23 protein-coding genes and 1 riboswitch are annotated in these 25,694 nt (G+C 35.6%); of the genes, 16 read left to right on the top strand and 7 right to left on the bottom strand.

What is annotated here, in order from left to right; genetic code table 11:
* Positions 1 to 51: 51 nt before the first annotated feature.
* The 3 genes from glnA (at position 52) to dapF (ending at position 2,948) form a co-directional block, all read left to right on the top strand.
* Positions 52 to 1,383, top strand: a complete 1,332-nt coding sequence (gene glnA / locus C8E03_RS17990) for a type I glutamate--ammonia ligase (RefSeq protein WP_110291769.1) — start codon at positions 52 to 54, stop codon at positions 1,381 to 1,383.
* Positions 1,384 to 1,424: 41 nt separating this feature from the next.
* Positions 1,425 to 1,973 (top strand): ANTAR domain-containing response regulator, encoded by a 549-nt coding sequence (locus C8E03_RS17985; protein WP_110291768.1) that lies wholly within the window; start codon positions 1,425 to 1,427, stop codon positions 1,971 to 1,973.
* A gap of 129 nt (positions 1,974 to 2,102) precedes the next feature.
* Positions 2,103 to 2,948 carry a diaminopimelate epimerase gene (dapF, locus tag C8E03_RS17980; RefSeq protein WP_110291767.1) on the top strand — a complete coding sequence of 282 codons (846 nt, stop codon included), beginning with the start codon at positions 2,103 to 2,105 and terminating at the stop codon, positions 2,946 to 2,948.
* 475 nt (positions 2,949 to 3,423) lie between these two features.
* On the opposite strand, the gene arcC is transcribed toward dapF, so the two are convergent.
* Entirely contained in the window at positions 3,424 to 4,359 is a 936-nt protein-coding gene (arcC, locus tag C8E03_RS17975; RefSeq protein ID WP_094377070.1) for a carbamate kinase, read from the bottom strand.
* Positions 4,360 to 4,788: 429 nt separating this feature from the next.
* Between arcC and spoVAE the strand changes: the two genes are divergently transcribed.
* Positions 4,789 to 5,145 (top strand): stage V sporulation protein AE, encoded by a 357-nt coding sequence (gene spoVAE, locus C8E03_RS17970; RefSeq protein ID WP_094377071.1) that lies wholly within the window; start codon positions 4,789 to 4,791, stop codon positions 5,143 to 5,145.
* Positions 5,146 to 5,504: 359 nt separating this feature from the next.
* Entirely contained in the window at positions 5,505 to 6,416 is a 912-nt protein-coding gene (locus C8E03_RS17965; protein WP_094377072.1) for an EamA family transporter, read from the top strand.
* 120 nt (positions 6,417 to 6,536) lie between these two features.
* On the opposite strand, the gene C8E03_RS17960 is transcribed toward C8E03_RS17965, so the two are convergent.
* Entirely contained in the window at positions 6,537 to 7,463 is a 927-nt protein-coding gene (locus C8E03_RS17960; RefSeq protein WP_242993637.1) for a S1 RNA-binding domain-containing protein, read from the bottom strand.
* Between the two features lie 114 nt (positions 7,464 to 7,577).
* Between C8E03_RS17960 and nudC the strand changes: the two genes are divergently transcribed.
* The 6 genes from nudC to C8E03_RS17930 all read left to right on the top strand — a co-directional run bounded on the left by nudC (position 7,578) and on the right by C8E03_RS17930 (position 12,618).
* Entirely contained in the window at positions 7,578 to 8,423 is an 846-nt protein-coding gene (nudC, locus tag C8E03_RS17955) for an NAD(+) diphosphatase (RefSeq protein WP_110291766.1), read from the top strand.
* Positions 8,424 to 8,563: 140 nt separating this feature from the next.
* The gene (locus C8E03_RS17950; protein WP_207657818.1) at positions 8,564 to 9,481 is read left to right on the top strand and encodes an ArsR/SmtB family transcription factor; all 918 of its coding nucleotides are present in this window, start codon (positions 8,564 to 8,566) and stop codon (positions 9,479 to 9,481) included.
* A 66-nt stretch (positions 9,482 to 9,547) separates the two neighbouring features.
* Complete coding sequence (locus C8E03_RS17945; protein WP_094377075.1) at positions 9,548 to 9,736, top strand: small, acid-soluble spore protein, alpha/beta type; 189 nt, start codon at positions 9,548 to 9,550, stop codon at positions 9,734 to 9,736.
* Positions 9,737 to 10,013: 277 nt separating this feature from the next.
* The gene (locus C8E03_RS17940; RefSeq protein WP_094377076.1) at positions 10,014 to 10,739 is read left to right on the top strand and encodes an ABC transporter ATP-binding protein; all 726 of its coding nucleotides are present in this window, start codon (positions 10,014 to 10,016) and stop codon (positions 10,737 to 10,739) included.
* Position 10,740: 1 nt separating this feature from the next.
* A complete protein-coding gene (locus tag C8E03_RS17935; RefSeq protein WP_094377077.1) occupies positions 10,741 to 11,658 on the top strand; it encodes a SufB/SufD family protein in 918 nt (305 codons plus the stop codon).
* A 93-nt stretch (positions 11,659 to 11,751) separates the two neighbouring features.
* Positions 11,752 to 12,618, top strand: coding sequence for a prolipoprotein diacylglyceryl transferase (locus C8E03_RS17930; protein WP_110291764.1), 867 nt, complete (start codon positions 11,752 to 11,754; stop codon positions 12,616 to 12,618).
* A gap of 131 nt (positions 12,619 to 12,749) precedes the next feature.
* Here the strand turns inward: C8E03_RS17930 and C8E03_RS17925 are convergent, their stop codons facing one another.
* Positions 12,750 to 13,970, bottom strand: a complete 1,221-nt coding sequence (locus tag C8E03_RS17925) for a 6-phosphofructokinase (RefSeq protein WP_110291763.1) — start codon at positions 13,968 to 13,970, stop codon at positions 12,750 to 12,752.
* Positions 13,971 to 14,144: 174 nt separating this feature from the next.
* On the opposite strand from C8E03_RS17925, the gene C8E03_RS17920 reads away from it, so the two are divergent.
* Together C8E03_RS17920 and C8E03_RS17915 are read left to right on the top strand one after the other, a co-directional pair.
* Positions 14,145 to 15,068, top strand: a complete 924-nt coding sequence (locus tag C8E03_RS17920) for a diacylglycerol/lipid kinase family protein (protein WP_170123056.1) — start codon at positions 14,145 to 14,147, stop codon at positions 15,066 to 15,068.
* Between the two features lie 94 nt (positions 15,069 to 15,162).
* Positions 15,163 to 15,834 carry a phosphatase PAP2 family protein gene (locus tag C8E03_RS17915; RefSeq protein ID WP_094377081.1) on the top strand — a complete coding sequence of 224 codons (672 nt, stop codon included), beginning with the start codon at positions 15,163 to 15,165 and terminating at the stop codon, positions 15,832 to 15,834.
* A gap of 105 nt (positions 15,835 to 15,939) precedes the next feature.
* On the opposite strand, the gene C8E03_RS17910 is transcribed toward C8E03_RS17915, so the two are convergent.
* Complete coding sequence (locus tag C8E03_RS17910; protein WP_094377082.1) at positions 15,940 to 16,956, bottom strand: glycosyltransferase family 2 protein; 1,017 nt, start codon at positions 16,954 to 16,956, stop codon at positions 15,940 to 15,942.
* 225 nt (positions 16,957 to 17,181) lie between these two features.
* A riboswitch (TPP riboswitch) is annotated at positions 17,182 to 17,284 on the top strand.
* 35 nt (positions 17,285 to 17,319) lie between these two features.
* On the opposite strand from C8E03_RS17910, the gene thiT reads away from it, so the two are divergent.
* On the top strand, positions 17,320 to 18,009 hold the full coding sequence (thiT, locus tag C8E03_RS17905; RefSeq protein ID WP_094377083.1) for an energy-coupled thiamine transporter ThiT: 690 nt from the start codon (positions 17,320 to 17,322) through the stop codon (positions 18,007 to 18,009).
* Positions 18,010 to 18,111: 102 nt separating this feature from the next.
* On the opposite strand, the gene C8E03_RS17900 is transcribed toward thiT, so the two are convergent.
* The 3 genes from C8E03_RS17900 to C8E03_RS17890 form a co-directional block, all read right to left on the bottom strand.
* Positions 18,112 to 19,737: an alkaline phosphatase gene (locus tag C8E03_RS17900; RefSeq protein ID WP_110291761.1), complete on the bottom strand. Its 1,626-nt coding sequence runs from the start codon at positions 19,735 to 19,737 to the stop codon at positions 18,112 to 18,114.
* A gap of 117 nt (positions 19,738 to 19,854) precedes the next feature.
* On the bottom strand, positions 19,855 to 21,390 hold the full coding sequence (locus C8E03_RS17895) for a response regulator transcription factor (protein WP_110291760.1): 1,536 nt from the start codon (positions 21,388 to 21,390) through the stop codon (positions 19,855 to 19,857).
* A 26-nt stretch (positions 21,391 to 21,416) separates the two neighbouring features.
* Positions 21,417 to 23,201, bottom strand: a complete 1,785-nt coding sequence (locus C8E03_RS17890; RefSeq protein ID WP_170123055.1) for a sensor histidine kinase — start codon at positions 23,199 to 23,201, stop codon at positions 21,417 to 21,419.
* 174 nt (positions 23,202 to 23,375) lie between these two features.
* On the opposite strand from C8E03_RS17890, the gene C8E03_RS17885 reads away from it, so the two are divergent.
* Both C8E03_RS17885 and C8E03_RS17880 read left to right on the top strand, forming a co-directional pair.
* Entirely contained in the window at positions 23,376 to 24,734 is a 1,359-nt protein-coding gene (locus C8E03_RS17885) for an ABC transporter substrate-binding protein (protein WP_094377087.1), read from the top strand.
* A gap of 78 nt (positions 24,735 to 24,812) precedes the next feature.
* The gene (locus tag C8E03_RS17880) at positions 24,813 to 25,694 is read left to right on the top strand and encodes a carbohydrate ABC transporter permease (RefSeq protein ID WP_242993643.1); all 882 of its coding nucleotides are present in this window, start codon (positions 24,813 to 24,815) and stop codon (positions 25,692 to 25,694) included.

Below are 25,694 nucleotides of genomic sequence, written 5' to 3'. Positions count from 1 at the left end.
GCATTACATTAACCCCGCTTTTGCGGATCAAATAAGATAGGAGAGATAGGTATGGGTAAATATACAAAAAGTGATATCATCCGAATAGTAGAAGAGGAAGATATTGAATTTGTCAGATTACAATTTACAGATATTTTCGGTATGCTTAAAAACGTTGCAATTACAGCCAGCCAATTAGAGAAAGTGTTAGATAATAAGTGTATGTTTGACGGATCTTCGATTGAAGGTTTTGCGAGAATAGAGGAATCGGATATGTATTTGTATCCGGATAAGGATACCTTTGAAATATTTCCGTGGAGACCGCAGCAAGGCAAGGTTGCCCGTTTAATCTGTGATGTTTATACTCCCGATGGTAAGCCATTTGAGGGCGACCCTCGTTATGTTTTAAAAAGAGCAATCAAAGAAGCTAGTGATATGGGATACACCTTTAATGTTGGACCTGAGTGTGAATTTTTCTTATATCACACGGATGATAACGGACTTCCTACTACAATCTCTCATGAAAAAGCAGGCTATTTTGATTTAGGACCGGTTGATTTAGGTGAAAATGCAAGACGAGATATTGTGATGACATTAGAAGAAATTGGTTTTGAAATTGAAGCATCGCATCATGAGGTTGCACCGGCTCAGCATGAAATTGATTTTAAATATGATGAAGCCTTATCAACAGCGGACAACATTATGACTTTTAAGCTTGCAGTGAAAACCATAGCTAAGCGCCATGGTCTTCACGCAACCTTTATGCCAAAGCCGAAATACGGTATCAGCGGATCAGGAATGCATACTAATATGTCCTTGTCAAAGGATGGTAGAAATGTATTCGATGATCCTACCGATCAATTAGGTTTAAGTAAGGAAGCATATTACTTTATGGGTGGATTAATGAAACACATCAAAGGGATGACTGCTATTACCAATCCATTAGTTAATTCCTATAAAAGGTTAGTTCCGGGGTTTGAGGCTCCGGTTTATATTGCATGGTCAGCAAAGAACCGAAGTCCATTGATTCGTATTCCGGCATCCAGAGGAGAAGGAACAAGAATAGAGCTTCGCTGTCCTGATCCTTCTACCAATCCATATTTGACACTTGCTGTTTGTCTTGCCGCCGGTTTGGATGGTATTAAGAATCAAATTATGCCGCCAGCAAGCGTGGATAAAAATATATTTGCAATGACGAAAGAAGAGAGAATAGCAGAGCAAATAGATTCGTTACCAAGTACTTTAATGGAGGCGATCGAAGAAATGGAAGCGGATTCGTTTATTTCACAGGTAATCGGAGAGCATATCAGTGAGTGCTATATTAGTGCTAAAAAGCTCGAATGGGAAGCATACCGTGCACAGGTGACAGAATGGGAGATTGAAGAATACTTATATAAGATTTAATACAATTATACCGCAAAGGAATAATTTAAGGAGGTGTAATTGTGGTAAATCTAATCGTCGTTTTTCCCAATATGGTGGATGCAAAAAACATAAGAAATCTGTTAGTTAGAAATGGATATTCAGTAGCCGCAACCTGTACATCGGGTGCACAGGCCTTAAATTATGCAGACAGTCTAAATTATGGAATCATAGTTTGTGGATATAAATTTGCAGATATGATGTATTCTGATTTGCATGAATGCTTATCTTCCAACTTTGAAATGCTTTTGGTTGCCTCTCCGCATATTTTAAGTATAGGCAAGAATACTGATATTATATGTCTTTCAATGCCAATTAAGGCATATGATTTGGTCAACACAGTCGATATGATGGTGTTGACGATGGATCGAAGGATTAAAAAGCTAAAGTCTAAGCCGCGAGAGCGAAATGAGCATGAAAAGGAATTGATACAGCAGGCTAAGCTTTTGCTGATGGATCGCAATAATATGTCGGAGGAAGAAGCACATCGATACATTCAAAGGTGCAGTATGGATAGTGGTACCAATCTGGTAGAAACAGCCCAGATGATACTCACCTTGATGAGAGAATAGTAATATTGGACTCCAAAGCTAAAACAGAGCATTATTTGCAACCTATGAAGCAAAAAATACTCTGTTTTTAGTTAGTGCAGGGGTTATAATTGTTAATCATATAAAAGAGGAAAAGAGGGAAAGATTCGTATGAAATTTACTAAAATGCAAGGAATCGGTAATGATTATGTATATGTAAACTGCTTTCGGGAAAAAATAGATTATCCAAGTGAGACTGCAAAGATGGTAAGTGACCGTCATTTTGGTATTGGTTCAGATGGATTAATTTTAATTAAGCCTTCTGATGTGGCCGATTTTAAAATGGAAATGTATAATTCTGATGGCACACAAAGTGAAATGTGTGGAAATGGAATCAGATGTGTTGGAAAATATGTATATGACTACGGCTTGACCAGAGATACAAATATTACAATCGAAACACTTGCCGGGATTAAATTCTTAGAGCTGACTACAAAGGATGATAAGGCAGTACTCATAAAGGTAGATATGGGAAACCCTGAATTGCTTCCAGCAAAGATCCCGGTTGTGGCAGAAGGAGATCAGGTCGTAAGCCAGCCAATCGATGTAGATGGGACAATTTATCAGATGACATGTGTTTCAATGGGCAATCCACATGCCGTTATTTATATGGAGGATGTTAAGGGACTTGAAATTGAAAAGCTAGGACCTAAATTTGAAAAGCATAGTAGATTTCCCAACAGAACAAATACTGAATTTGCCAGAATCATTGATAAAAAAACAATTGAAATGCGTGTCTGGGAAAGAGGAGCAGGAGAAACACTGGCTTGTGGAACAGGTGCATGTGCAACTACCGTTGCCTCTATTCTGAATGGTTATACAGAGAATGAGGTTACAATTCATTTATTAGGCGGCGATTTGATTATCAAATGGGATCAAGAGAAAAACAAAGTGTTTATGACAGGGCCGGCAGAAGTTGTATTTGATGGAGAAATTAATCTGTCTTCCTTAGCATAATTTGATTTTGAGGACAACTTTTTTTGTTTATCCAGTAATGATCAACAGGATAAATTGTTACTCCATTATTAGAAGCCCTTTCAATTAATTCTGTCTGATTATAGGAACAGTTTATGCTTAGTAATATGTGTAAACCGACACTACTACCATGTATTGTAGCATCATTTTTAAAAATATTTCTTATAGAATGACATAATAGTTCATATTTTTTTTGTAATATGTTTTTAATATGTTTTGATATTTTTCAAAATGGCCATTTTCAATGAATTCCGTCAATGCAATTTACAAAATTTTAGGAACAGTACAATTTGTTAATGTAAATAATTGATTATATATTTTACAAATATTTTTAGAGAGGGATAAGCATGATCGATGAGAATAGATGATCTGAAAAGCAAACACAGAGTTATCTATCAAGATTTTCGCATAATAAAATGGAGCTGCGCACTAATAGTTTTAGTGCGACAGCCATCATTTAAGAGTTTACAATTATAGTTCCTGTTTTTTCTAACATGGCATCCTTTGCTTTGTCTAGATGAGTAATGACAGCTTTTCTGCCTGGTTTCTTAGAAACAAATTCAATAGATGCTTCTATTTTGGGTAACATGGAGGTTTCTGGAAAATGTCCTTCCCTAACATAGTTTTTCGCTTCCTCTACTGTTATGGTATTCAGTGTAGTTTCTTCTGGTGTATGATAGTTTAAACAAACTTTCTCCACACCGGTCAAAAACAAAATTTCATCTGCATCAAGCATATCAGCAAGTTTAGCAGAGGCAGTATCTTTTTCAATTACTGCACTTGCCCCTCTTAGATGAGTTCCCTGCTCTAATACAGGAATACCACCGCCTCCGCAGGCAATGACAAGCTGATTTGCATCGCTTAATGCTTTGATTGCATCAATTTCATAAATATCGATTGGCTTTGGAGTAGCAACGACTCTTCGAAACCCCTTCTCTTCTTTCATCACATAATTTCCTTTTTCCTCTTCTATAGCAGCCTCGTCTTTGGTCATGTAGCGGCCGATTACCTTAGTAGGGTGATGGAAAGCTTCATCAAATGGATCAACGCGAACCTGTGTAATAATGGTAGAAACAGGCTTATAAATACCACGTTCCAGTAATTCACTGCGGATTGCATTTTGCAAGTCATATCCAATATAACCCTGACTGAGTGCCCCGCATACGGACATAGGAGCTACCGTATAGGCATTGTCAAGCCGGCTGAATTCAGTCATAGCGGTATGAAGCATGCCTACTTGTGGACCATTGCTATGAGTTATAATAATTTGATATTTAGCCTCTACTAAATCAGCAATTGCTTTGGCGGCCCGTTTTACTGCTTTTTTCTGTTCAGGAATAATTGCACCGAAAGCTTCACGGCCAAGCGCAACTACAAGTCTCTTTTTTGTCATGATAGATACCTCATTTCATATTTATTTTAGCTGTTTGAATTCAAATAAATAATCATTCTAAAAAGTGTATACATTTATCTATTTGAATATGTAGATTATGGTAAAAAGCATAAAATTTCATAGTTTAATCTTATCAAGGATATCAAGGAAGTCTTCGATTCATGGTATGAACATCCTTTTTAATAGAAGTATAAGCTCTTTCGAAAATATCACGAATGGATAATAGGGTTATGATGAGCACGTAATAAAGCGGATAACGAATATCTACTTTTACAATTATAATTAATAATATTAATATAGCATAGATTACGCACCGATACAACGCTAAAGACTGGCAATGTTACAAAAACAGTACATGAAATAAAAATGTATATATTACAATTTTTGGGGAAATATAGTAGTAATGAAAGGAAAAAAGGAGTCAAAAAAATGGATTATATAAATGCGTTTTGGATTGGTGGATTAATTTGTGCAATTGTTCAGATATTGATGGATCGAACGAAGCTGATGCCGGGTAGAATTATGGTATTACTGGTATGTTCGGGAGCAGTTTTAGGAGCACTTGGTATTTATGAACCTTTTTTAAAATTTGCAGGAGCAGGAGCCAGTGTCCCCTTACTTGGCTTTGGAAATGTTTTGTGGAAAGGTGTGAAGGAGGCAATCGATCAGGATGGCTTTATTGGCATATTTATGGGAGGCTTTACAGCAAGTGCTGTCGGGATTTCCGGTGCCTTAATCCTTGGCTATCTTGCTTCGCTTATGTTTAATCCTAAAATGAAAAATTAGCAGCTGAACAGTTCTATATGACATATTAGTTAGTTCAAGCTTTTTCTGACATTATCAAAAATCAATCAAAAGACAATATAGTTAGTTCAAGCTTTTTCTTGACAATTCAAAAAATTAATTTTATACTTTAATAGAAATTAAATAATAAAAATTTTTACGTGGACTTTTCTAGAGAAATTCTATTTTCGCCACACAGTTGTCAATATGATGATTGTGTGGTTTTTTTGTTTCATAAGAAAGACCTTGTTGTGGTAACGTATAAAAGATCGCTAAGACACGGGTAAGGAAGTAGTCGTTTTGCAATCCACTACAGTGTGAGAATTACATAGCTCGTTCTAATTAACAGAAAGGAGAAAATTTTGAAAAAAGGATATTATGCATTGGCCGTATTTTTAGGAGGCTGTTCATATGGAATCTTATCAACCTTTGTAAAACTAGCTTACGCCGCAGGTTTTTCACTGACTGAGGTATCAGGAGGACAGTATTTTTTTGGCACAGTGATTATTTGGGGAGCTGTTTTATTTACAAAAAATAATAAAATATCTTTAAAGGAAGCATTCATATTGTTATTATGTGGAATTCCGTTTGCTTTAACCGGTTTATTTTATTATCAATCATTAAAAACTCTTAATGCATCTATGGCAATTGTTTTTTTATTTCAATTTGTCTGGATTGGCACTTTATTTGATTGGATCTTCTACAAGAAAAAACCGACAAAAGGAAAGCTTCTTTCCATTGTTATTTTGCTAATTGGCTCTTTTTTGGCTGCAAATATTACTACTCAGCAAGGGGTTGCTCTTTCATGGCAAGGAGTCATTTGGGGATTGCTTTCTTCTCTGACTTATACCTTGTCTCTTTTTCTAAGTAGTATAGTGGGAAAAAATACGACTCCGTTACTTAAAAGTGCTCTTTTTTCTACAGGCGCTTTTATCGTTATTATTGTATTGCTGCGACCCACATTCTTATTTAACTTTTCAGTCTTAATGGGTATGGCTCCATACGGATTGATACTTGGTATATTTGGAGTGGTTCTTCCACCACTTCTCTTTTTAATTGGAATGCCTCATGTTGGACCAGGACTTGGTACAATATTGCCTGCTTCTGAGCTTCCCGTGGCTATTATTATGTCTTTGGTTGTCTTGAAAGAGCAAGTGAATTGGCTTCAATGGGTTGGAGTAATACTGATATTAGCTGGTATTATAGGAAGTAATATAAGATTGGATAAGGAAAAGGCTGATGAAGTAAAAGACTGTAGTAATGTAACTTTCTAATGGAGAAAGTATTTAAAATATGTCATAAAGTAACTGCATTATGCGCTCTTTTTTACTTAAAGATAGGAAACGCCCTGTTATAAAACTGGGATAACAAGGTGTTTCCTATCTTTAAAAATACTACAGTTTAAATTTGCCAAGAAGAGAGGCTAAGCTTGTTGAAGCCTCCTCACCTGAACTATATTCATAGGCAGCATCCGCAGCATCATCTAAAATCTCAGCATTCTCTTGAACTGCTTTCATACTTAGACTGATTTTACCGTCTTTGATATCCAGAATTTTAACGGTAACGCTCTCGCCTTCTTTGATTATCTCTTTTGGAGACTTGATGCGGCGGCCACATATTTGAGAGATATGAACCAGGCCGGTTAAATCTTCACCGATATTGACAAATGCGCCATAAGGCACAATTGTTTCGACCTTTCCCGTTAGAATCAGTCCGGGTTGTAATTTGGAAATCCGACTGTTCTTATCAGCGAGAGCCTTTTCTTTTAACAGCATCTTGGCAGATAGAATCAGCCTATTATCCTCTTGATTTACTTCAATTACCTGTACATCCAGCTTAGTGCCTACAAAACTGTTTAAATCCTCGATGTATTGTAAGGATAATTGGGAAGCTGGAATAAATGCACGTATTCCATTTAAGTAGGTAATTACTCCGCTATTTACTGCTTCTTCAATTTTTACATTACATACTGTTTTATTTGCAAGCATTTCCCTTAATGCATCCCAGGAAAGGACATCATAAGCGTTTTTTCTGGAGAGAAAGATTCGTCCTTCCACGTCCTCGTATAGAACCTCAGCAGATACTTGATCTCCAACTTGAATAGATTTTATGGAAAAGTGAGGGTCATTGCTTAGTTCCTCCAGCTTAATAATTCCTTCACTGTAGCTTCCAAGATCTACCGTTACCTCTGTTTCAGAAACACCGATCACAGTGCCGGTTATCATATCTTTTTCTTTTAATTTTTTAAAAGAGTTCTCAAGCTCAGATTCAAAATCTGCCATAGATGGCATATTTTCTGTAACATTAGTTTCTTCTGTCATTTTATCACCTCATAATAATTTTATAGTATCTAGTATAACATTCTTTTAGAGAATGTAAAACATTTGTGCTATAATAAGTAAAAAGTATACGTAAGCAAACAGGAGGAAGAAACAATGCTTCAAGATATAGCACCTCACATTTTTAACAACCAATATATGGATAAAAAACCGGCAAAAGACGATTTTATTATCTCTATAAAAGAGGGAACCATATTAGTAAGACGGCAAGAGGAAATTAAATTGCCTACATTTAAGGATTTTGTATCTAAGTATTTTAATATAGATAAGAGTGCAATCTATCTATTTTCCATAGATGAAATTAACTTTTTTTTAGTAAATGACAGGTTAATTGAAGAAGATAACGAATTTAAATATGAAAATCTTCATAAGCTAAGGACGGAAAAGCCCATGTGGATGGCATTTGCCGCGGCCGTGGGAGGGCAGTTGTCTTTGTGGTATGACAGTCATAAATATTGTGGAAGATGTGCCCAAAAGTTAGTATTACATAGTACAGAGAGGGCTTTGTTTTGTCCAAATTGTTCGGATATCATTTATCCGACATTGGCACCTTCCGTTATTGTTGCCATTACGAATGGAAACAAGCTTTTAATGACAAAATATGCATATGGAATATATAAAAACTATGCTTTGGTGGCAGGATATGCTGAAATAGGAGAAGACCTAGAGCAAACCGTTCGTCGTGAAGTAATGGAAGAAGTCGGACTCAATGTAAAAAACATTACTTATTATAAGACTCAGCCTTGGCCATTTTCAGGTGCTTTGCTGGTTGGATATTTTGCGGAGGTAGATGGAGATGAAACTGTAACACTTCAAGAAAGCGAGCTTTCCGAAGCCACATGGTTTGAAAGAGAGAAGATACCCAAAAGTCCGTCCCAAATAAGTTTGACAAGTGAAATGATTGAACGGTTTCGAAATCAAACGGATAAGAATATAGAATAACAAACATTAGGATAAATTACTATTTTATTTTCAGATAACTGGCAGTTGACCATTTAAGATTATATGATAAAATAAAGATATGGAATAAAACATAATTTATATTTATTATAATTAAGACAATCATATAGTAGGAGAATTTGATGGAGAAGAGAAATCTGGATTTGGATCATTCTGATTTAGTTTTAACAGCAAGAGCGTTAGCGTCAGAGGTTAGAATTGATATACTGAAATTGCTTTGTAAGGAAAGCCTTAAGGTGAATGAAATTGCAGAGAGACTAGACATTCCTGCTTCTACGGCAGCTTTAAACGTAAAGGTATTAGAGGAAGCAGGGTTGATTCGATGTGATTTGCAGCCGGGAATCAGAGGATCGATGAAAGTATGCTATAAGCAAACAGAGGAATTAAATATCACTCTGAATCATGATGAAAATAGAAGTAAGAACGGTATAGAAGTAATTAGTATGCCGATTGGTAATTATGTAGATTATAAGGTCACTCCAACCTGTGGAATTGTAAATGAAAAGAGCCATATTGATGATGAGGATGAGCCAAGGTGCTTTTATAATCCAGCCAGAATAACAGCTAAGCTTCTATGGTTTGGAGCAGGGTATGTGGAATATCGTTTTCCTAACGCTGTAATCCAAAAGCGAAGAGTAAAGAGTGCAGAGCTTTCGATGGAGCTATGCTCTGAAGCACCAGATTACGATTTAAACTGTAAGTCAGATATTACAGTCTGGATTAATGGAATAGATGCTGGAACCTGGTGTTCTCCAAGTGACTTTGGAGGAAGAAGAGGGAAGCTTAATCCAGATTGGTGGCCGGATAAGAATACACAATATGGCATGCTGAAAACCTGGAGGCTAACAGATAAAGGTACCTTTATTGGTAAAGAAAAGGTCAATGAAAATGTGATGAAAGATTATAGTTTGGCGGATTATCCTTATATTTCAATTCGTATTGGGATTAAGGAAGATGCACAGAATATAGGAGGAGTTAATATATTTGGAGACTGCTTCGGAGATTATCCACAAAATATTGTACTAAAGCTTGAATATTAATTAACATTGAATAATTTGTTCAAATAAGGCGATACTCCTAGTAGCAGAAGCGAAAGGAGTATTTTTATGAGTAAGAAAAAAGAAAATAAAATCGATATCAACAATATAACTCCTGAAGATAAAATGAAGTATGAAATAGCAGAGGAATTAGGGTTGTTAGACAGAGTTCTCTCTGATGGCTGGAAAAGTCTTTCTGCCAAGGAGACAGGACGTATTGGAGGCATCATTAATAAACGAAGGCATAATAAAAAATGAATTAGATATCTTGTAAGAATTATAACAAAGTAGTAAAATCAAATTATTGGTTTTACTACTTTGTTATAATTCTATAGGTAAGACATCTAAGGTAGAGTGAAATCTAAGTGAGTCCATAGAATAATAAGCTTTGTCCTATGAGAACTTTTTAGATATTTTGTCTGCGAAATAAGATAGAATCGTTGACATATAAATACTAGTGTTGTTATACTTTTTAAAGTGGCATTACATAATGAAAGTGAATTTATAATAGATACAAATGACATGGAGGTAAGATATGTTAGAACTAAAAAATGTATCCTTTGAAGTAATCGGTGAAAATGCTTCAATAGGGATATTAAAAAATATCGATTTAACGATAGATGACGCAAGACTTATTGCTATTACAGGACCAAATGGCGGTGGTAAATCTACACTTGCTAAAATAATAGCCGGTATTATAAAACCGACAAGCGGACAAATATTGTTAGATGGACAAGACATCACAAATATGAGCATTACAGACAGAGCAAATGCAGGAATCAGCTTTGCATTTCAACAACCGGTTAGATTTAAGGGCGTAACCGTTAAGGATTTGATACGGCTTGCGGCAGGCAAGAAATTAAGTACTTCAAGTGCTTGTGATTATTTATCAGAGGTAGGGCTTTGTGCAAGAGACTATATTAACAGGGAAGTGAATGCAAGTCTTTCAGGCGGCGAATTAAAGCGAATCGAGATTGCAATGGTGATAGCCAGAGGAACCAAGCTGTCAGTCTTTGATGAACCGGAGGCTGGTATTGATTTATGGAGTTTTAACAATTTAATCAGGGTATTTGAGAAGCTTCATAAAGAAATAAAGGGATCTATTGTAATTATTTCGCATCAGGAAAGAATACTTAACATTGCCGATGAAATTGTTGTGTTATCCGGCGGTGAGATTACAAATGTAGGAACAAAGAGTGAAATTTTACCGGAATTATTAAATACAGCAGGAAGCTGCAAATTCTATAAAGGAGATAATTAATATGGATGAAATACAAAAGAATTTGTTAAAGGAGATTGCCAATCTTCATGAGATTCCTGTCGGTGCTTATAACATCAGAACAAATGGAAAAAGCAGTGCCAGAAATACAACTGAAAATATTGATATTGTGACAAAGGAAGACAAGTCAGGCATTGATATTATCATAAAGCCAAATACAAAAAATGAAAGTGTTCATATACCGGTTGTATTAAGCCAGACTGGCTTAGAGGAAGTGGTTTATAATGATTTCTTTATTGGTGAAAATGCTGACGTAACCATTATAGCAGGCTGTGGGATTCATAATGCAGGAGATGCAAAATCACAGCATGATGGTGTCCATACCTTTTATATTGGCAAAAATGCAAAGATAAAATATGTGGAAAAGCACTACGGAGAAGGAGATGGCAAAGGAGAAAGAGTTCTAAATCCGGTTACTATTATCCAAATTGAAGAAGGCGGATATATGGAAATGGATTCGGTACAAATCAAGGGTGTGGATTCTACAGTGCGCACCACTAAAGCGACTCTTGGCAAGGATTCCACCTTAGTGATTAAGGAAAAGATTTTGACACATGGAAATCAGTATGCTAAAACTGATTTTGAGGTTAATCTAAATGGTGAAAATTCCAGTACCAATGTTATTTCACGTTCAGTAGCAAAGGAAAATTCTAAGCAGACATTTTTATCCAAGATTAATGGGAATGCAAAATGTATGGGACATACCGAATGCGATGCAATTATCATGGATCATGCATCAGTCAGTGCGATTCCTGAAATTACGGCAAATGATATAGAAGCAAGTCTGATTCATGAAGCAGCAATCGGAAAAATTGCAGGTGAACAGTTAATTAAGCTAATGACACTTGGTCTGACGGAGAGTGAAGCAGAAGCACAAATTATCAATGGCTTTTTAAAATAGCTTACGTTTTTATTAATTTGGTAAAAAATAGATTATTTATGACGATATACCTTACAGAGTTTATTGAGTAAGCAGAAAGGTAAGGGATGAGTTATGAGTGTCAGTTTGAATGCAAATAGTTTAATCAGAAAAAGTCTGTACGGAAATGATGTCAGTATTCAGGGCACGATTTCAACAGGAAGTAGTCTGACAAATAAGAATAAAACAAACAGTAACAGCACTACAGGTACTTTGGCAACATCCAAAACGGATAATCAACGGAATAAAAAAATGCATCCTCAGGTGATTGCCAGAAAGATTGCACAGGGTAAGCAGGTTTCCAGTGAGGAGAAAAAATATCTGAGAGAAAACTATCCTGATTTGTATCGTAAGGCTATGAGAGCCAACCGTTTACGAGAAAATCTGGAAGAGGCGTTAAAAACAGCTAAATCCGAAACAGCAAAGGCTGCGGCTGTGGCAGAAGCCTGTACGCAAGCTTGTGTTTTGGCAGCCATGGATAAAAGCAGTCAAAGTGAAGATGGAAGCGCAATGGGAGCGGGTCTTTATACTGATGCAATTCAGGCAGCACTTACTAAATATGGTTCCGAGAAATTAAGTCAGGAAATGGAAGATATGCTGAAAAATACTGAAGAACAAGAGGAAAGTATAGGCAGTGAAGCCATAGAGCCGGAAGGTAAAAATACAAAAGAAGCGACCAGTGAAGAAATAGAGCCGGAAGGTAAAAATACAAAAGAAGCGACCAGTGAAGAAACAGAGCCGGAAGGTAAAAATACAAAAGAAACGGCTAGTGAAGAAATAGAGCCGGAAGGTAAAAATACAAAAGAAACGGCTAGTGAAGAAACAGAGCCAGAAGGTATAAATACAAAAGAAACGACTAGTGAAGCCATAGAGGCAAAAGGTATGCATACAAAAGCCTCAGACTTCAAAAGTATAAAAGTCAAAAATTCAGATAAAGTATGATTTACTTAATAAAACGTATCATTGAAAAATGAATAAGAATAGTATTACAGATTACATATTTTAAAATGCTGATTTTTGAGCAAGGATTTTGCTCTTAAAATCAGCATTTTATATTGGGTCTTATCGTTTTGCTATTTGCGGTATGCAAAAACAGGCAGACCATCCTCAAGCGAAACACTTATGTTTCCCTGGATTAATGGTTGTACATAGGATATAAAATCGTTGCTTACATCAGTTCCTTGCTTGGTAATCCATTCAAGTGGGATCCTTTTTTCCTGATTACATATTTCATTCACGTCCACCAGCTCATAAGTTAACTGGTAAGGGGTATCCGATATGCGCTTAAAGGCAACCATCTGACCGGTTGCACCATTTAGTGCAGCTTTTACACCGGTTTTACCTGCAATTGCTGCCTCGGATAAATCAGTAAGAGATAACAGGGCTGAGCTGCAACGCTGTGTAACATTTAACTCAATTGAGCGTACCTTTACGTTCAAATGATTCTTTACCAGATTTTCCAGATACTTACCGCATCCATTCAGCATTTTATGACCGAAATTATCAACCTCGGTACATGTCTCGTTTTCACATACAAAATTTCCAGAAGCATCGTGTAAGCCCTCGGATACACATACGACAAGATTATTTGTTACTTCCAAATGCTGATTAAGCTGTGAAATAAAAGCTTCTTTATTAAAATCAGTTTCAGGAAGATAGATAAGTACAGGGTTATCATTCTCATGTTTTCTTGCAAGTACACTGGCAGCGGTAAGCCAGCCTGCATTTCGTCCCATTATTTCAACTATAGTGACAGATTTGGTATCATAGATAGAAGCGTCCAATGCGATTTCCCTAACACTGTAAGCCACAAATTTGGCGGCACTTCCATAACCCGGCGTATGATCGGTATGAACTAAGTCATTGTCGATTGTTTTAGGTATTCCAATGATTCTTATGGTACTGTTAATGGAGTCTGCATATCGTGCAAGCTTACTTACGGTATCCATAGAATCATTTCCCCCAATATAAAGGAAATAGCCAATATTCAGCTTCTCAAATGCGGTAAATAATTTGGAATATACTTCATCTTCTAAATCCTCCGGAAGCTTATAACGGCAAGAGCCAAGATATGCGCCGGGAGTAGTTTTGATTGCTTCTAGCTCCTCGTTTGAGATTTTGTGGGTAATATCAATTATGCTGCCTTTTAAAAAGCCTTCAATACCATTTTCCATTCCATAAATGTTATCAATGGTATCACTTGATTGAAACGCCTCGCTGATTACACCGTATAAACTGGAATTGATTACGGCTGTAGGTCCGCCAGATTGGCCAACGATAAGATTTTTTTTCATAAATATGTCCTCATTTATATTTTCTTTTGTTTCGTTACTAGTATGAATACTTTCTTAAATAATATACCCTATCTTGCTAGATTTTACAAGCAAACTTCCAAGCTTTCATAGGTTGACCATCATAACATAAACTGATAATATAAAGATAGGTACCAAGGAAGGAGTTTTTCTATTGTGTTGTATTTCATAGTAAATTTACATTCGAAGTCGGGCTATGCCAGAGTAATATGGAAGCAGGTAAAGGGCCTGCTGCAAAATCAAAATGTCAAATATGAAGTTTATTTTACAGAATATAAAGGTCATGCCACTAAACTTGTGAAAAGGATAACCGAAGGAAATGAAAAGTTGAGGCTGGTAGTTTTAGGCGGTGATGGAACCATGAATGAGGTGGTGAATGGAATTACACATCTGGACAATGTGATAATAGGCTATATTCCGACAGGCTCTAGCAATGATTTGGCGAGAAGTCTTAAATTACCATCAAAACCCAGAGAGGCTATTCTTAACATATTGAAGCCGAAATATTTTCAAAAGCTGGATTTAGGTGAGGTAACAGCAAGTAGTAATACAAGACGGTTTGTAGTTAGTACGGGTATTGGCTTTGATGCGTCCATTTGTCATGAAGCTTTAGATTCCAAGTTAAAAGCGGTGTTAAATAAAATAAAATTAGGGAAATTAACGTATGTGGGAATTGCGCTTAAGCAGCTTGCTAAGTTTAAAACAGAAGGTGCAACTATAATCATGGATGGCAAATTAAGTAGAAATTATAAAGAAATTTATTTCATCTCCTCACATATACATAAGTATGAGGGGGGTGGACTCAAGCTGTGCCCACAGGCTGATTACCAGGATGGGATGCTAGATATCTGTGTTGTGAATAAACTAAGTAAAATTAAATTCTTGTTTTTACTTCCTACCGCTTTTACAGGCAAGCATATAAGATATAAGGCGGTAGATATTATTCGATGCAGGGAGTTGTCTATAAAAACATCGAATATGCTGCCGGTACATGCTGATGGGGAATCATTGGGAAAGCAAAATTATGTTACAGTAAAGTCGATACCAGAGAAATTGACTATTATAGCGGGAAATATTTAAGACTTTATTAAGATGTTTGGAATAGGTTGTTTATAAAAAAGCAGTATGCTATAATCCAAGATAGGTGTGTTTCAACATTGAAAGGTTGGTATTTATGAAATTTATGGATTTTATAAAAAAGTATAAGCATGCAGTGACTTGGTTATATGCTTTTATTTATTTACCGTGGTTCATGTATTTAGAGAAGCACGTAGTAAAGAACTACCATGTTATCCATATGAGCATTGATGATAAAATCCCTTTTATTGAAGTATTTGTCATTCCATACATGCTCTGGTTTGGCTATGTAGCTGTAACCTTTTTATATTTTTTCTTTTGTGATATAAAAAGTTATTATAAGATGTGTGTATTCATGTTTATCGGTATGACTATCTTTTTGCTCATATCGACGGTGTATCCAAATGGACATCAGTTAAGACCAGAGGTGTTTGCAAGGGATAATATTTTTACACAAATGGTTCAGGCTTTATATCGCACAGATACGCCAACGAACCTTTTTCCAAGTATTCATGTATATAATTCAATAGGAACTCACTTGGCGATTATTAAAAGTGAGAGATTAAAAAATAAAAAAGGGCTTCATACTGCATCCTTTATCCTAATGTCGTTCATTATTATGTCAACAGTATTTTTGAAGCAACATTCTATGTTTGATGTAATAACAGCATTTATCATGGCAGGAGGATTTTATTCCTTAGTTTATAGAAATGGATTTGTATTTTCAGACGAGAAAGAGCAAGAAGAGTATCAGGGAACGGTATTCTAATGCTATTCTTATTTCCGATACAAAAGTAGATTGATTCAAAAAGGTTCAGATTATGAAAATCTGAACCTTTTTGAATTTATAGATATAGAACGCTATAATACACTATTAATTAAAGCCAAAGAATTTTTGCGTCAGCTTATAGCCAGCAATTGATACTTTGCGTCCACTTTTACCGGGTAGGTTTACATAACGACCAAGTAATCCAAAGCGCAGTTTATAGTAAAGATGTTTGTTTTGCTTTTTGAGATATCTCCAAAGTTCTTTCTTTTTTTCAAAATTTTCATCTGTTCCGGAACGAATCAACAGAATAGACGAAACGGTTGTAATGATATCAATGTAACTTATCATGTAATGGCGAAGCTTTTTGTTGCTTAGCTTATATACATCATAGGAGTCTATCATAAGCTTGTTTACACGAATTTGCTGATCAATTCGGTTAATCATAACGCTTTCGTGTACGGATTGGTCATCACGTCCGATAAAATATCTATAAAAATTGACATTCAAATAATACATTGTTTTAACATAGGGTAATGGCTGATATACGAATAAATTATCGACATAAAAGGTATGCTTAGGAAGCTCCAAGCCGCAGTCGAGCAATAGTTGTGTACGATAAATAACAGAGTGCATCAGAATATATTGCCCCTTATAGAAATGTTTTACGTCGTTCCATGTAAAGATTACATCCTGTGGAAATGCAGTTTTATAACTCATGATCTTCTTATGTGCAGCGCCTTGCTTTTCATAGACAAAATTGCTGATCAGCATGTCCAGAGTCTGATTACCTCCCACGACATTTCTAAGCGTCTCAAGTATTTTATAATAAGCTGCATCATTTACCCAGTCATCACTGTCTACTACCTTAAAATAGAGTCCAGATGCGTTTTTGATACCAGTGTTTACAGCTTCACCATGTCCACCGTTTTCCTGATGAATTACTTTGATGATAGTAGGATTGGCGGCAGCATATTCATCCGCAATTTGTGCAGTATGATCGGATGATCCATCGTCAACAATGACAATTTCGACATCTTCACCGCCGATGAGGAGTGAGTCAATGCATTTTTTCATGTAGTTTTCCGAATTATAGCAAGGAATTGCTATAGATAAAAGCTTCAAAGTTATTTCCTCCTTGTAATGGAACATTTTAGTAATGCGTTACTTCCTAAGTATTATAAACGTTTTTTTAGAATAATGAAAGCAGCAAATTCTTAAAGAATTTTGAAGTGCCTTTACTTTTCATATATTATTTACCATAATAAAATATTTATTATAAATAGAAGTTAGAACATTGACATTTTATAAAAATAACAGTATAGTAATCGTAAAGCAATTTAATAGCATTCATTATGCTAGGGGAGCCTTTGGCTGAGACGGTACTAATTTGTACGGACCCTCATGACTTGAACCGGGTAATACCGGCGTAAGGAAGCACACCAAAGCAGCCCCCTTCAAGTTTTTATTACTTAAGGAGGTTTTTTTATGTCATTTTTTGTAACAAAGGTAGTGGATCAGTGGGGAACCACAACGTATTCCATTACAACAGCAGGTTATACAGTTTTAGTACTCGCGATGCTTGCGTTAGTGATAGCAGCAGGCTTTATTGGTAAAAGTGAGAACAAAAAGCGCATGAATACCAAGTCCATTGTGTTCGCAGGTTTAGCAATGGCATTGGCGATGGTTACTTCTACCATCAAGATTTTTAAGCTGCCTATGGGCGGTTCGGTTACTTTAATGAGCATGCTGTTTATTTGCCTGATTGGTTATTGGTATGGTATTAAGATAGGACTTATGACAAGTGTTGCCTATGCGTTTTTGCAATTGATTATTGATCCCTATATTATTAGTCTGCCGCAAATGCTTTTAGATTACATATTTGCCTTTGGAGCATTGGGACTTTCAGGCTTATTTTCAAACAAAAAGCATGGATTATTAAAGGGTTATACACTTGGTGTATTGGGAAGATATTTCTGTTCTGTATTGTCCGGAGTGATTTTCTTCGGGATGTATGCGCCTGAAACGATGTCTCCGCTTGCATATTCCTTGGTCTATAATGGCGTTACGATAGGAGCAGAGGGCATCCTTACATTAATCATAATAGCAATTCCGCCTGTAGCACATGCCATTACCTATGTTAAGAGCTTTGCGACAGACCAAAAGAGTATGGCATAGAAAGATATCTAAAGACAAGAGGGCTGCTGTGAAATGATTACGGCAGTCCTAAATATGGTTTACTAATTAGATAAAAAGCGTATATTCAAAAGTGTTCCAACATTATTGTTCCTGTTGCTTTATTCCTGTTAGCGCTGCAAGCTTATGATAGATGTCAGTATTATCATAATAGCCAATAAATTGTTCGGCTCCAACTCCCTTTGCAAAGACAGCTACGGGGAGACCAGTATGAGAATAAGAACCAAAGTTAACACCACTTTTATTGTTTAAAATATGTGTAATAGTAACGGTAAGAGGTTCATAACTGCCATATTTTTCATACTCTTCTTGTTCAAATTCAGTTTCATTACCGGTTCGTTCCATTGTTGTTTCATAGGCTTCCTTTAATTTGTTATACTCATATTGCGTCAAGACTAATAATCCATCCTCCGCAGATTCAGGATGAGAATCAGCACTATCTATTATATTTGTTTTTATTTCACTGCTATTTGTTGGGGCTTCTAATCCAAATAGGGCTTTGATATCTTTCATAACCTCGTCAAAACTAATGTTATTTTCTTTGTAGGATGGTACATACTCAGAATTAAATTTGGCATATGAAATTTTCTGATTTTCAAAATTTGCCAGGAAAGTATCATAGTTGGTACCAGCAAACCCAATAGTTAAACCACCTGTTTCATGATCTCCGGTTACAATTATTAATGTTTCATCCGGGTGGCTGTTATAGAACTCGATTGCTTTTTCGACTGCACGGTCAAAAGCAATTGTTTCATTAATGACAGAGGCTGCATCATTTGCATGACATGCCCAGTCTATTTTCCCTCCTTCCACCATCATAAAAAATCCGTTATCGTTATTTAACACTTCAATTCCTTTTTCCACGTAATCGGCAAGTGACCATTCATCAGTCTCACGATCTATTTCATAAGATAAAGTATTATAATCTGCTAATTTTTGTGCAATGACAATTGCTTTACCATCTTTGGCAGTTAAGGCGCTTGCAGCTTTTTGTGTTCGAATAACTCGAAACCCTTGTTTCATCGCTATTTCATATAATTCTTCTTGATCATTATAAGTGCCGGTTGGAAGTTTTAATGCACCGCCAGCAAAATAATCAAAATTACTTTTGATTAGCTCTAATCCAATTTCATAATAATTCGTTCGAGATGGTTGATGTGCATAAAAGGCAGCCGGAGTGGCATGATTAATATTAACCGATGTTACAATACCGACTTTATAATTTTTCTGTGACTTTAACTGTTCGCAGATTGTTTTATATTCTACAGTACAATCTTCATTTACATTCAGACTGCCGCTACTGGTTTTATTTCCTGTTGCAATTGAAGTGGCAGTAGAAGCAGAATCAGGAGCAAAGGATGTGCTGTCAAAGGTTTGTGCAAAACCTGCAACAGGGAAGTTTAACATTGATAAACGATTTTCACTTGTTAAAATTTCTGTACCATTGGCCGTGGCAGTATTGTTAGTATTTGACACTGCATTTAGATAATAATTGGTGAGCTGAATTTGCGGTGTGCTCATGCCATCACCTATTAACAAAAAGACATACTTTAGTTTGTCTGCTGCTTCGGTATTTTGTCCTTCATTGACACTTTGCGAAGTTTCGACAGTCGTATTTGAGTTACTTTCAACAGTTTTTCCCATACAACCTGTTAATTGTACCAACAGTATGGTTCCTGTCAAAATGAAAGATAATAATTTTTTATTCATAATAACGCAATCCCCTTTTTTAACTATTTTTATCGATTGATTTATTATAGATGAATGACATAAAATTTATATATAATCTTTGTAAAATCTTTGTAATAAATCGATTCAAATACTATTTCAAAGTGATTTATGCACATGCTCTGTTTTCGAAGTTTCCCAAAATTCACTTGGAGTACAGCCAACATATTTTTTAAAAACCTGACTGAAATAATGGGGACTGTTTCCAAAGCCTACCTGCTTGGCGATGCTTTTGATATTGTCGTTGCTGTAGAGTGCCAGCAGTTTTTTTGCCTCCTCCATACGGATTCGATTCAGATAATCGGAAAAACGTTCACCTTCTTCCTTGACAAATTGCTTGCTTAAATAGCCGACACTGATATATAAATAATTTTCAGCAAGCCATTTCAGGGATAAATATTCAGCGTCTAAATGATTGTTTACGTAATTCTTTAAAAGAGGGATATAAGATTTTTGTTTACTATCAAGCGAGAGCTGTTCTTGCAGGGAGGTGGACAAAACGTCGCGTAGCATCTCATAAATTGCCTGTGTGGAAGTACAGGAATATATTTTTCGAAAGAAATCACAAGCCATATCAAGAGAGTATTCTGTAACAGAGGAATTTTGCATAAGAAACAGTTCGATGGATATTTTCTTGGCGGCTTCTAAGTTAATGGAGGTTGAAAAGGTAGTGTTTAAAATTTCCTCGAACTCCATTTCATTAGAAGAGCTTTTAATAATATTTTCCAGTTCTTTTAAGCGCCAGGGTGAAGTCAAATTATTTCTGATTTCATATGCAACAAGAGAAGAATCAAATAATAAAATCTGGCTAAAGCGTGAAATCTTTTCTATGATTGACTGATATAGTTCAAAGACGTTATGAAAGTGCATAAAGGCAGCCTGAAACGATACGGCCTGCGATGGATAAGTTCGATTTTCAATAAACTCCTGCAACTTCGTCTGAATGTTTAAAGTTTCCACGTTTATAATCAGGATTACGGTGTTTTTTACTGAGATAATCGGAAAAAACTGTGTGATGTGATTTTTTTCTAACATTTTATTGATATCCTTTAAGAAGGCATTTAAATTGTTATCTTCTATAAAGGTACAGATACAAGCATGTAGGCAGTGGCTTGGAAACGACAATAATTGGTCATATTTTTGAAAGCATTGGGAAAAATCCTGCTGCCATTCCAAAGACTCCATTAAAAAGCATTGCTCCATCGGAAAACGTACCTTTTGCAATATATGCTGCTGCTGAAGACGCTGTTTTTCCTGTACCTCATTGCGGCTGTCATGTATTTCAATTAATGCATTAATCAGTTCTTGCTTATTGGTGGGCTTCAAGAGAAAATGCTGAACACCATATTTCATGGCCTGTTTGGCATATTCAAATTCTCCATATCCTGATAAAATAATATAATTGATTCCGATATCTAAATTATATGCTCTTTCAATCAGCTCAAGCCCATTTAGAATGGGCATTTTTATATCCGTAATGATTACATCTGGATAACTGTCACAAATAATGTCAAATGCCTCCATTCCGTTTTTGGCAGTTGCAATCAGTTCATAGCCTAAGGATGTAAAATCTATCATCTTAGATATAGCAGTACGAATTATTTCTTCATCATCAACGATCATTAGTCTTAGCATGCTTATGATATCTCCTCACAATAATTTTAGGTTGTTTGAAAGCTGTTGTTATGTTCCTTTGAATACTCTTTTGGTATTGACAAAACAACAATGGCATATCCATTTTTGTTATAAAAGGATAGACCGTATTCTGTTCCATAGATAAGCTTGATTCTTGAACTGATATTGGTCAAACCGACTCCACTGCCTTCGGGTTTTAGTGTATGCTGCTCAATTTTTTCAAGCAGGTCATCCTCGAAAGCAGAGCCTGTATTCGAAACCTTTAATAAGTACTTGTTTTCTTCTTCTTCGATAGAAAGCTCTATGTTACAAGTCTCATCGCTATGCTCCATTGCATGGATTAATGCATTTTCAACTAAAGGCTGAATGCACAATTTAGGTATAAATATTTGATAGTATTGTTTCGGAATTGATATTTCAAATTGCAAGCGTTCTTTGAATCGAATTTTCTGTATTTGAATATAATTATTTAAAAAATCAAGCTCTGTTTCTAAATGAATCAGATCGTTATTTTGTGAGATGGAGACACGAAACAGATTTCCAAGGGAAAGAGCCATAGTAGAAATATCGTCTGCACCATACATTTGAGCCATCCAATTAATCGTGTCCAAGGTATTATAAAGAAAATGTGGGTTAATTTGCTGCTCAAGCATTTTAATCGTTGTATCCTTTAAGAGAATCTGTTTATCATAATTTTCATCACGCAGCACTTTAACACTATGTGTCATTTGGTCAAAGCTTCGGTGCAGTGTTCCAATTTCATCCGTTCGATTTTCGTAGTTATAGTTCTTCTTTGGAGGCTTTGTTATTCCTTCTCCAAACTGTCTGATTTTTACAACCAGATAATCTAGATGCTTTAAAATGCTTTGCACACTAAAATTAGTAAGGAGTAATGCAATCATCGATATCAGCATGGTATAAAATATGGTTGCATATTTGGCTCTTGTAATATGGTTAAAAATCCGGTCATAGTCTCGAAGATAATAATAATCCCAGTCAACATAACGCATAGAGCCAGAAATAATAAATTTTTTCTGACTGTCTATTGTAGCCATATGATAGGATTTGGTATCGTAATCCCAATCTGATGTAATTGAGCTTATATCTATAGATGTTTCATTCGGATAGATTTGTTCCTTGTTCTGTAAAATAATAAAATCAATGACATCCGCAGCATAACCGGCATCCTCAAGAGCGTCAGAAATGATTTGCTCCATATCAATTCTGATATACAAAATAGCAAGCTTTCGAAGCTTAACATATTTCAATTCCCTGATTTCACGAACACAATAGGTTGACTGATTTGCAGTCTTGCCGGACTCCCATGAAATCCTTCCTGCATTTTGAATGGCCTGATTGTTCATAGTATCCAAGTCGACTAAAGCAGATGGAAAATTTTCTCCCATGGTTATAATATCATGATCTGTAATTAAAGTAATGGATTTGATATATTCATTTGAGAACATGTAAGGATATAGCGCTTCATAAGCATCACGCCTGCTGATTGCAGTTTTGGTATTCTCTTGATTATCCAGAAGATAGGTAAGTGACTCCTGAATGGACGTATCAGCAGTTACATAACTGGAAATATCTGCTATGGTTGACATTTGTGATTCAATATTGGTTATCACGTTATTAAGAAGCTGTGCGTTAGCATCATATAAATCATTATCATATTGCTTTGTTAAAAAATGTAAATTAATTAAAAATGAAATACAAATTAATAAAAGGGATATAATAACAATTAAAGTTATTTTTTTGCGGAGTGCAACATTTTGGAAAGCGGTGAAATAGTAATTATTTTTATGCAAAATAAACACCTCCTTGTTGTAAATTATACAAAATTCACAAAGAATGTAAAGGCGTTTTAAAGAATTAATTAAAATATCGTTTTTTTTAACCATAAATAACCGTTTTTTAAATTTACTGTTGTATAAAATGCAACTATAATAAGACTACAAACTAAATGATTGGGAGGAATCAAAATGAAGAAAAAGTTAGTTTCTATGCTACTTGCGCTTACTTTGGCTACAGGTTTAATGGCTGGTTGTTCAAGTAAGAGCTCAACACAATCAACAAAAGATGAATCAGCAACAACTGATACTACCACTACGGATAGTACCACAACAGATACGGCTGCCACAACAGACAGCTCAGATAAAGTTACACTAAGCCTTTGCTGGTGGGGGAATCAGACAAGAAATGATTTAACGCAGCAAGCAGTAGACTTATACATGACATTAAATCCTAATGTTGAAATCAAAACAGAATTTACAGATTGGTCAGGATATTGGGATAAACTTTCCGCAATGGCATCAGGTGGAAATCTTCCGGATATTATCCAGATGGATTATTCTTATTTAAGCCAATACCAAAAAAGTAATCAGTTAGCAAATTTATCAACTTATATTGATAATGGAACGATTGACACATCAAACATCCCTTCAAGCATTATTGACAGTGGTAAAATTGATGATACCTGCTATGCAATCAGTTTAGGAAGCAATGCACCTATGATGGTTTATGATAAAGAAATTGTTGAGAAAGCAGGAGTAGAAATTCCTTCTCAACCAACTGTGGAAGAGTTATATGATCTTGGTAAAACCATTTATGAAAAAACGGGAGTAAAAACTCTTTATGATGGTGGTACTACAACTTTACAAAATACAGCCAGATCAATGGGTGTTTACATTTATGATGATATTACAGCCGGCAAGACAGAAGCAATCAAAAAACATTTTGACTATGTTCAAAAATTTGCTGAAGCAGACTTTAGTATTTCACCTGATTTATTAGCAGAAAAGAATCCAGATGTAGTGGAGACAAAACCTATTATTGACCAGACTACTTGGAATGATTTTTCATTCTCAAATCAGTATATCAGTATTTCAAACACAGCAGAAAGAGAATATGGAATCTGTATGTGGCCAACGACTGCTGATGCATCTGCACAGCCTGAATATTTAAAACCAAGTATGTTCTTCTCTGTTTCTGAAACCTCTCAGAATAAAGATGAAGCAGCTAAATTCTTAGATTGGTTTACAAACAGCAGTGAAGCAAATAATGTATTAATGGCAGAAAGAGGAATCCCGATTAACACCGCAATCGCAGATGAATTAATGGCAAAAGTAGATTCTATTTCAGCCAAAGTGTTCGGATTTATTTCAGAAGTAACAAAGATTGCCGAGCCAATTGACCCACCAAACCCATCAGGAGCAGGTGAAGTAGATGCAATGTTAAAAACTGTAGTTGAAAATCTTCGCTATGGTGACTTAGACAGCGAGAAGGCTACTGAGGAATTCTTAACACAAGCACAACAAATATTAACAGAAGCTGCAAAATAATTACCATGAAGTCTGGAGGAAATGACATTGAAAAATAACAGTGCTATTCCGAAAAGAAAGAAGACTTTAGGCCAAATAATGAATAGTGAAGGAGTCGCAGGATATGTGTTTATCCTGCCCTTCCTAATCGGCTTCTTAGCCTTTATTATTTTACCAATGCTTTTATCTTTCGGATTTTCATTCACAAGATATAATATTCTTGAAAAACCTACATTTATTGGACTTGAAAACTACATTACAATGCTGACGGCAGATCCCAAATTTTGGAAAACCTTTGGCGTAACACTTTATTACGTATTTTTTTCTGTACCGTTACGTTTGATTATGGCTTTGATTGTTGCCATGTTACTCGTAAAATCTACAAAATTATCAGGCTTTTACAGAGCTGTTTATTATTTGCCATCTATTATTGGCTCTAGTGTGGCAGTGGCAATTTTGTGGAAAAGACTTTTCGCAAGCGATGGTGTCATTAATGCTTTGCTTCATTCAATCGGAATCAATAGCACGACTGCCTGGCTTGGAAATTCTGACACAGCGATATGGACACTCATTATTTTGGCAATATGGCAATTTGGATCTTCCATGTTAATCTTTTTATCAGGTTTAAAGCAAGTCCCTGTTAGTTTGTATGAATCGGCTACTGTGGACGGAGCAAATGGAATTCAACGTTTCTTTAAAATTACATTACCAATGCTTACACCAACTATTTTCTTTAACTTAATTAATCAAATTATAAGCGGGTTTATGGCTTTTACACAAAGTTATATTATTACTCAGGGAAAACCAAGAGATACAACACTATTCTATACCGTTTATATGTATCAGAATTCCTTTACTTACAGTAAGTTAGGTTACGGCTGTGCAATGGCATGGTTTATGGTACTGTTTGTAGGACTTATTACATTAATATTATTTAAGACTCAGAATAAATGGGTATATTATGAGTCAGAAAGGAAGTAA

Source organism: Lachnotalea glycerini (assembly GCF_003201285.1).
Classification (GTDB): Bacteria; Bacillota; Clostridia; order Lachnospirales; family Lachnospiraceae; genus Lachnotalea; species Lachnotalea glycerini.
Note: the sequence above shows the minus strand (reverse complement) of the source record. Positions and strands in the feature narration are given on the sequence as shown.

Excerpts from the sequence above, each read along its gene's own strand:
- glnA (WP_110291769.1), top strand. The coding sequence starts at position 52 with ATGGGTAAATATACAAAAAGTGATATCATCCGAATAGTAGAAGAGGAA.
- dapF (WP_110291767.1), top strand. The coding sequence starts at position 2,103 with ATGAAATTTACTAAAATGCAAGGAATCGGTAATGATTATGTATATGTA.
- arcC (WP_094377070.1), bottom strand. The coding sequence starts at position 4,359 with ATGACAAAAAAGAGACTTGTAGTTGCGCTTGGCCGTGAAGCTTTCGGT.
- spoVAE (WP_094377071.1), top strand. The coding sequence starts at position 4,789 with ATGGATTATATAAATGCGTTTTGGATTGGTGGATTAATTTGTGCAATT.
- C8E03_RS17960 (WP_242993637.1), bottom strand. The coding sequence starts at position 7,463 with ATGACAGAAGAAACTAATGTTACAGAAAATATGCCATCTATGGCAGAT.
- nudC (WP_110291766.1), top strand. The coding sequence starts at position 7,578 with ATGCTTCAAGATATAGCACCTCACATTTTTAACAACCAATATATGGAT.
- C8E03_RS17950 (WP_207657818.1), top strand. The coding sequence starts at position 8,564 with ATGGAGAAGAGAAATCTGGATTTGGATCATTCTGATTTAGTTTTAACA.
- C8E03_RS17945 (WP_094377075.1), top strand. The coding sequence starts at position 9,548 with ATGAGTAAGAAAAAAGAAAATAAAATCGATATCAACAATATAACTCCT.
- C8E03_RS17940 (WP_094377076.1), top strand. The coding sequence starts at position 10,014 with ATGTTAGAACTAAAAAATGTATCCTTTGAAGTAATCGGTGAAAATGCT.
- C8E03_RS17935 (WP_094377077.1), top strand. The coding sequence starts at position 10,741 with ATGGATGAAATACAAAAGAATTTGTTAAAGGAGATTGCCAATCTTCAT.
- C8E03_RS17930 (WP_110291764.1), top strand. The coding sequence starts at position 11,752 with ATGAGTGTCAGTTTGAATGCAAATAGTTTAATCAGAAAAAGTCTGTAC.
- C8E03_RS17925 (WP_110291763.1), bottom strand. The coding sequence starts at position 13,970 with ATGAAAAAAAATCTTATCGTTGGCCAATCTGGCGGACCTACAGCCGTA.
- C8E03_RS17915 (WP_094377081.1), top strand. The coding sequence starts at position 15,163 with ATGAAATTTATGGATTTTATAAAAAAGTATAAGCATGCAGTGACTTGG.
- thiT (WP_094377083.1), top strand. The coding sequence starts at position 17,320 with ATGTCATTTTTTGTAACAAAGGTAGTGGATCAGTGGGGAACCACAACG.
- C8E03_RS17900 (WP_110291761.1), bottom strand. The coding sequence starts at position 19,737 with ATGAATAAAAAATTATTATCTTTCATTTTGACAGGAACCATACTGTTG.
- C8E03_RS17895 (WP_110291760.1), bottom strand. The coding sequence starts at position 21,390 with ATGCTAAGACTAATGATCGTTGATGATGAAGAAATAATTCGTACTGCT.
- C8E03_RS17885 (WP_094377087.1), top strand. The coding sequence starts at position 23,376 with ATGAAGAAAAAGTTAGTTTCTATGCTACTTGCGCTTACTTTGGCTACA.
- C8E03_RS17880 (WP_242993643.1), top strand. The coding sequence starts at position 24,813 with ATGAATAGTGAAGGAGTCGCAGGATATGTGTTTATCCTGCCCTTCCTA.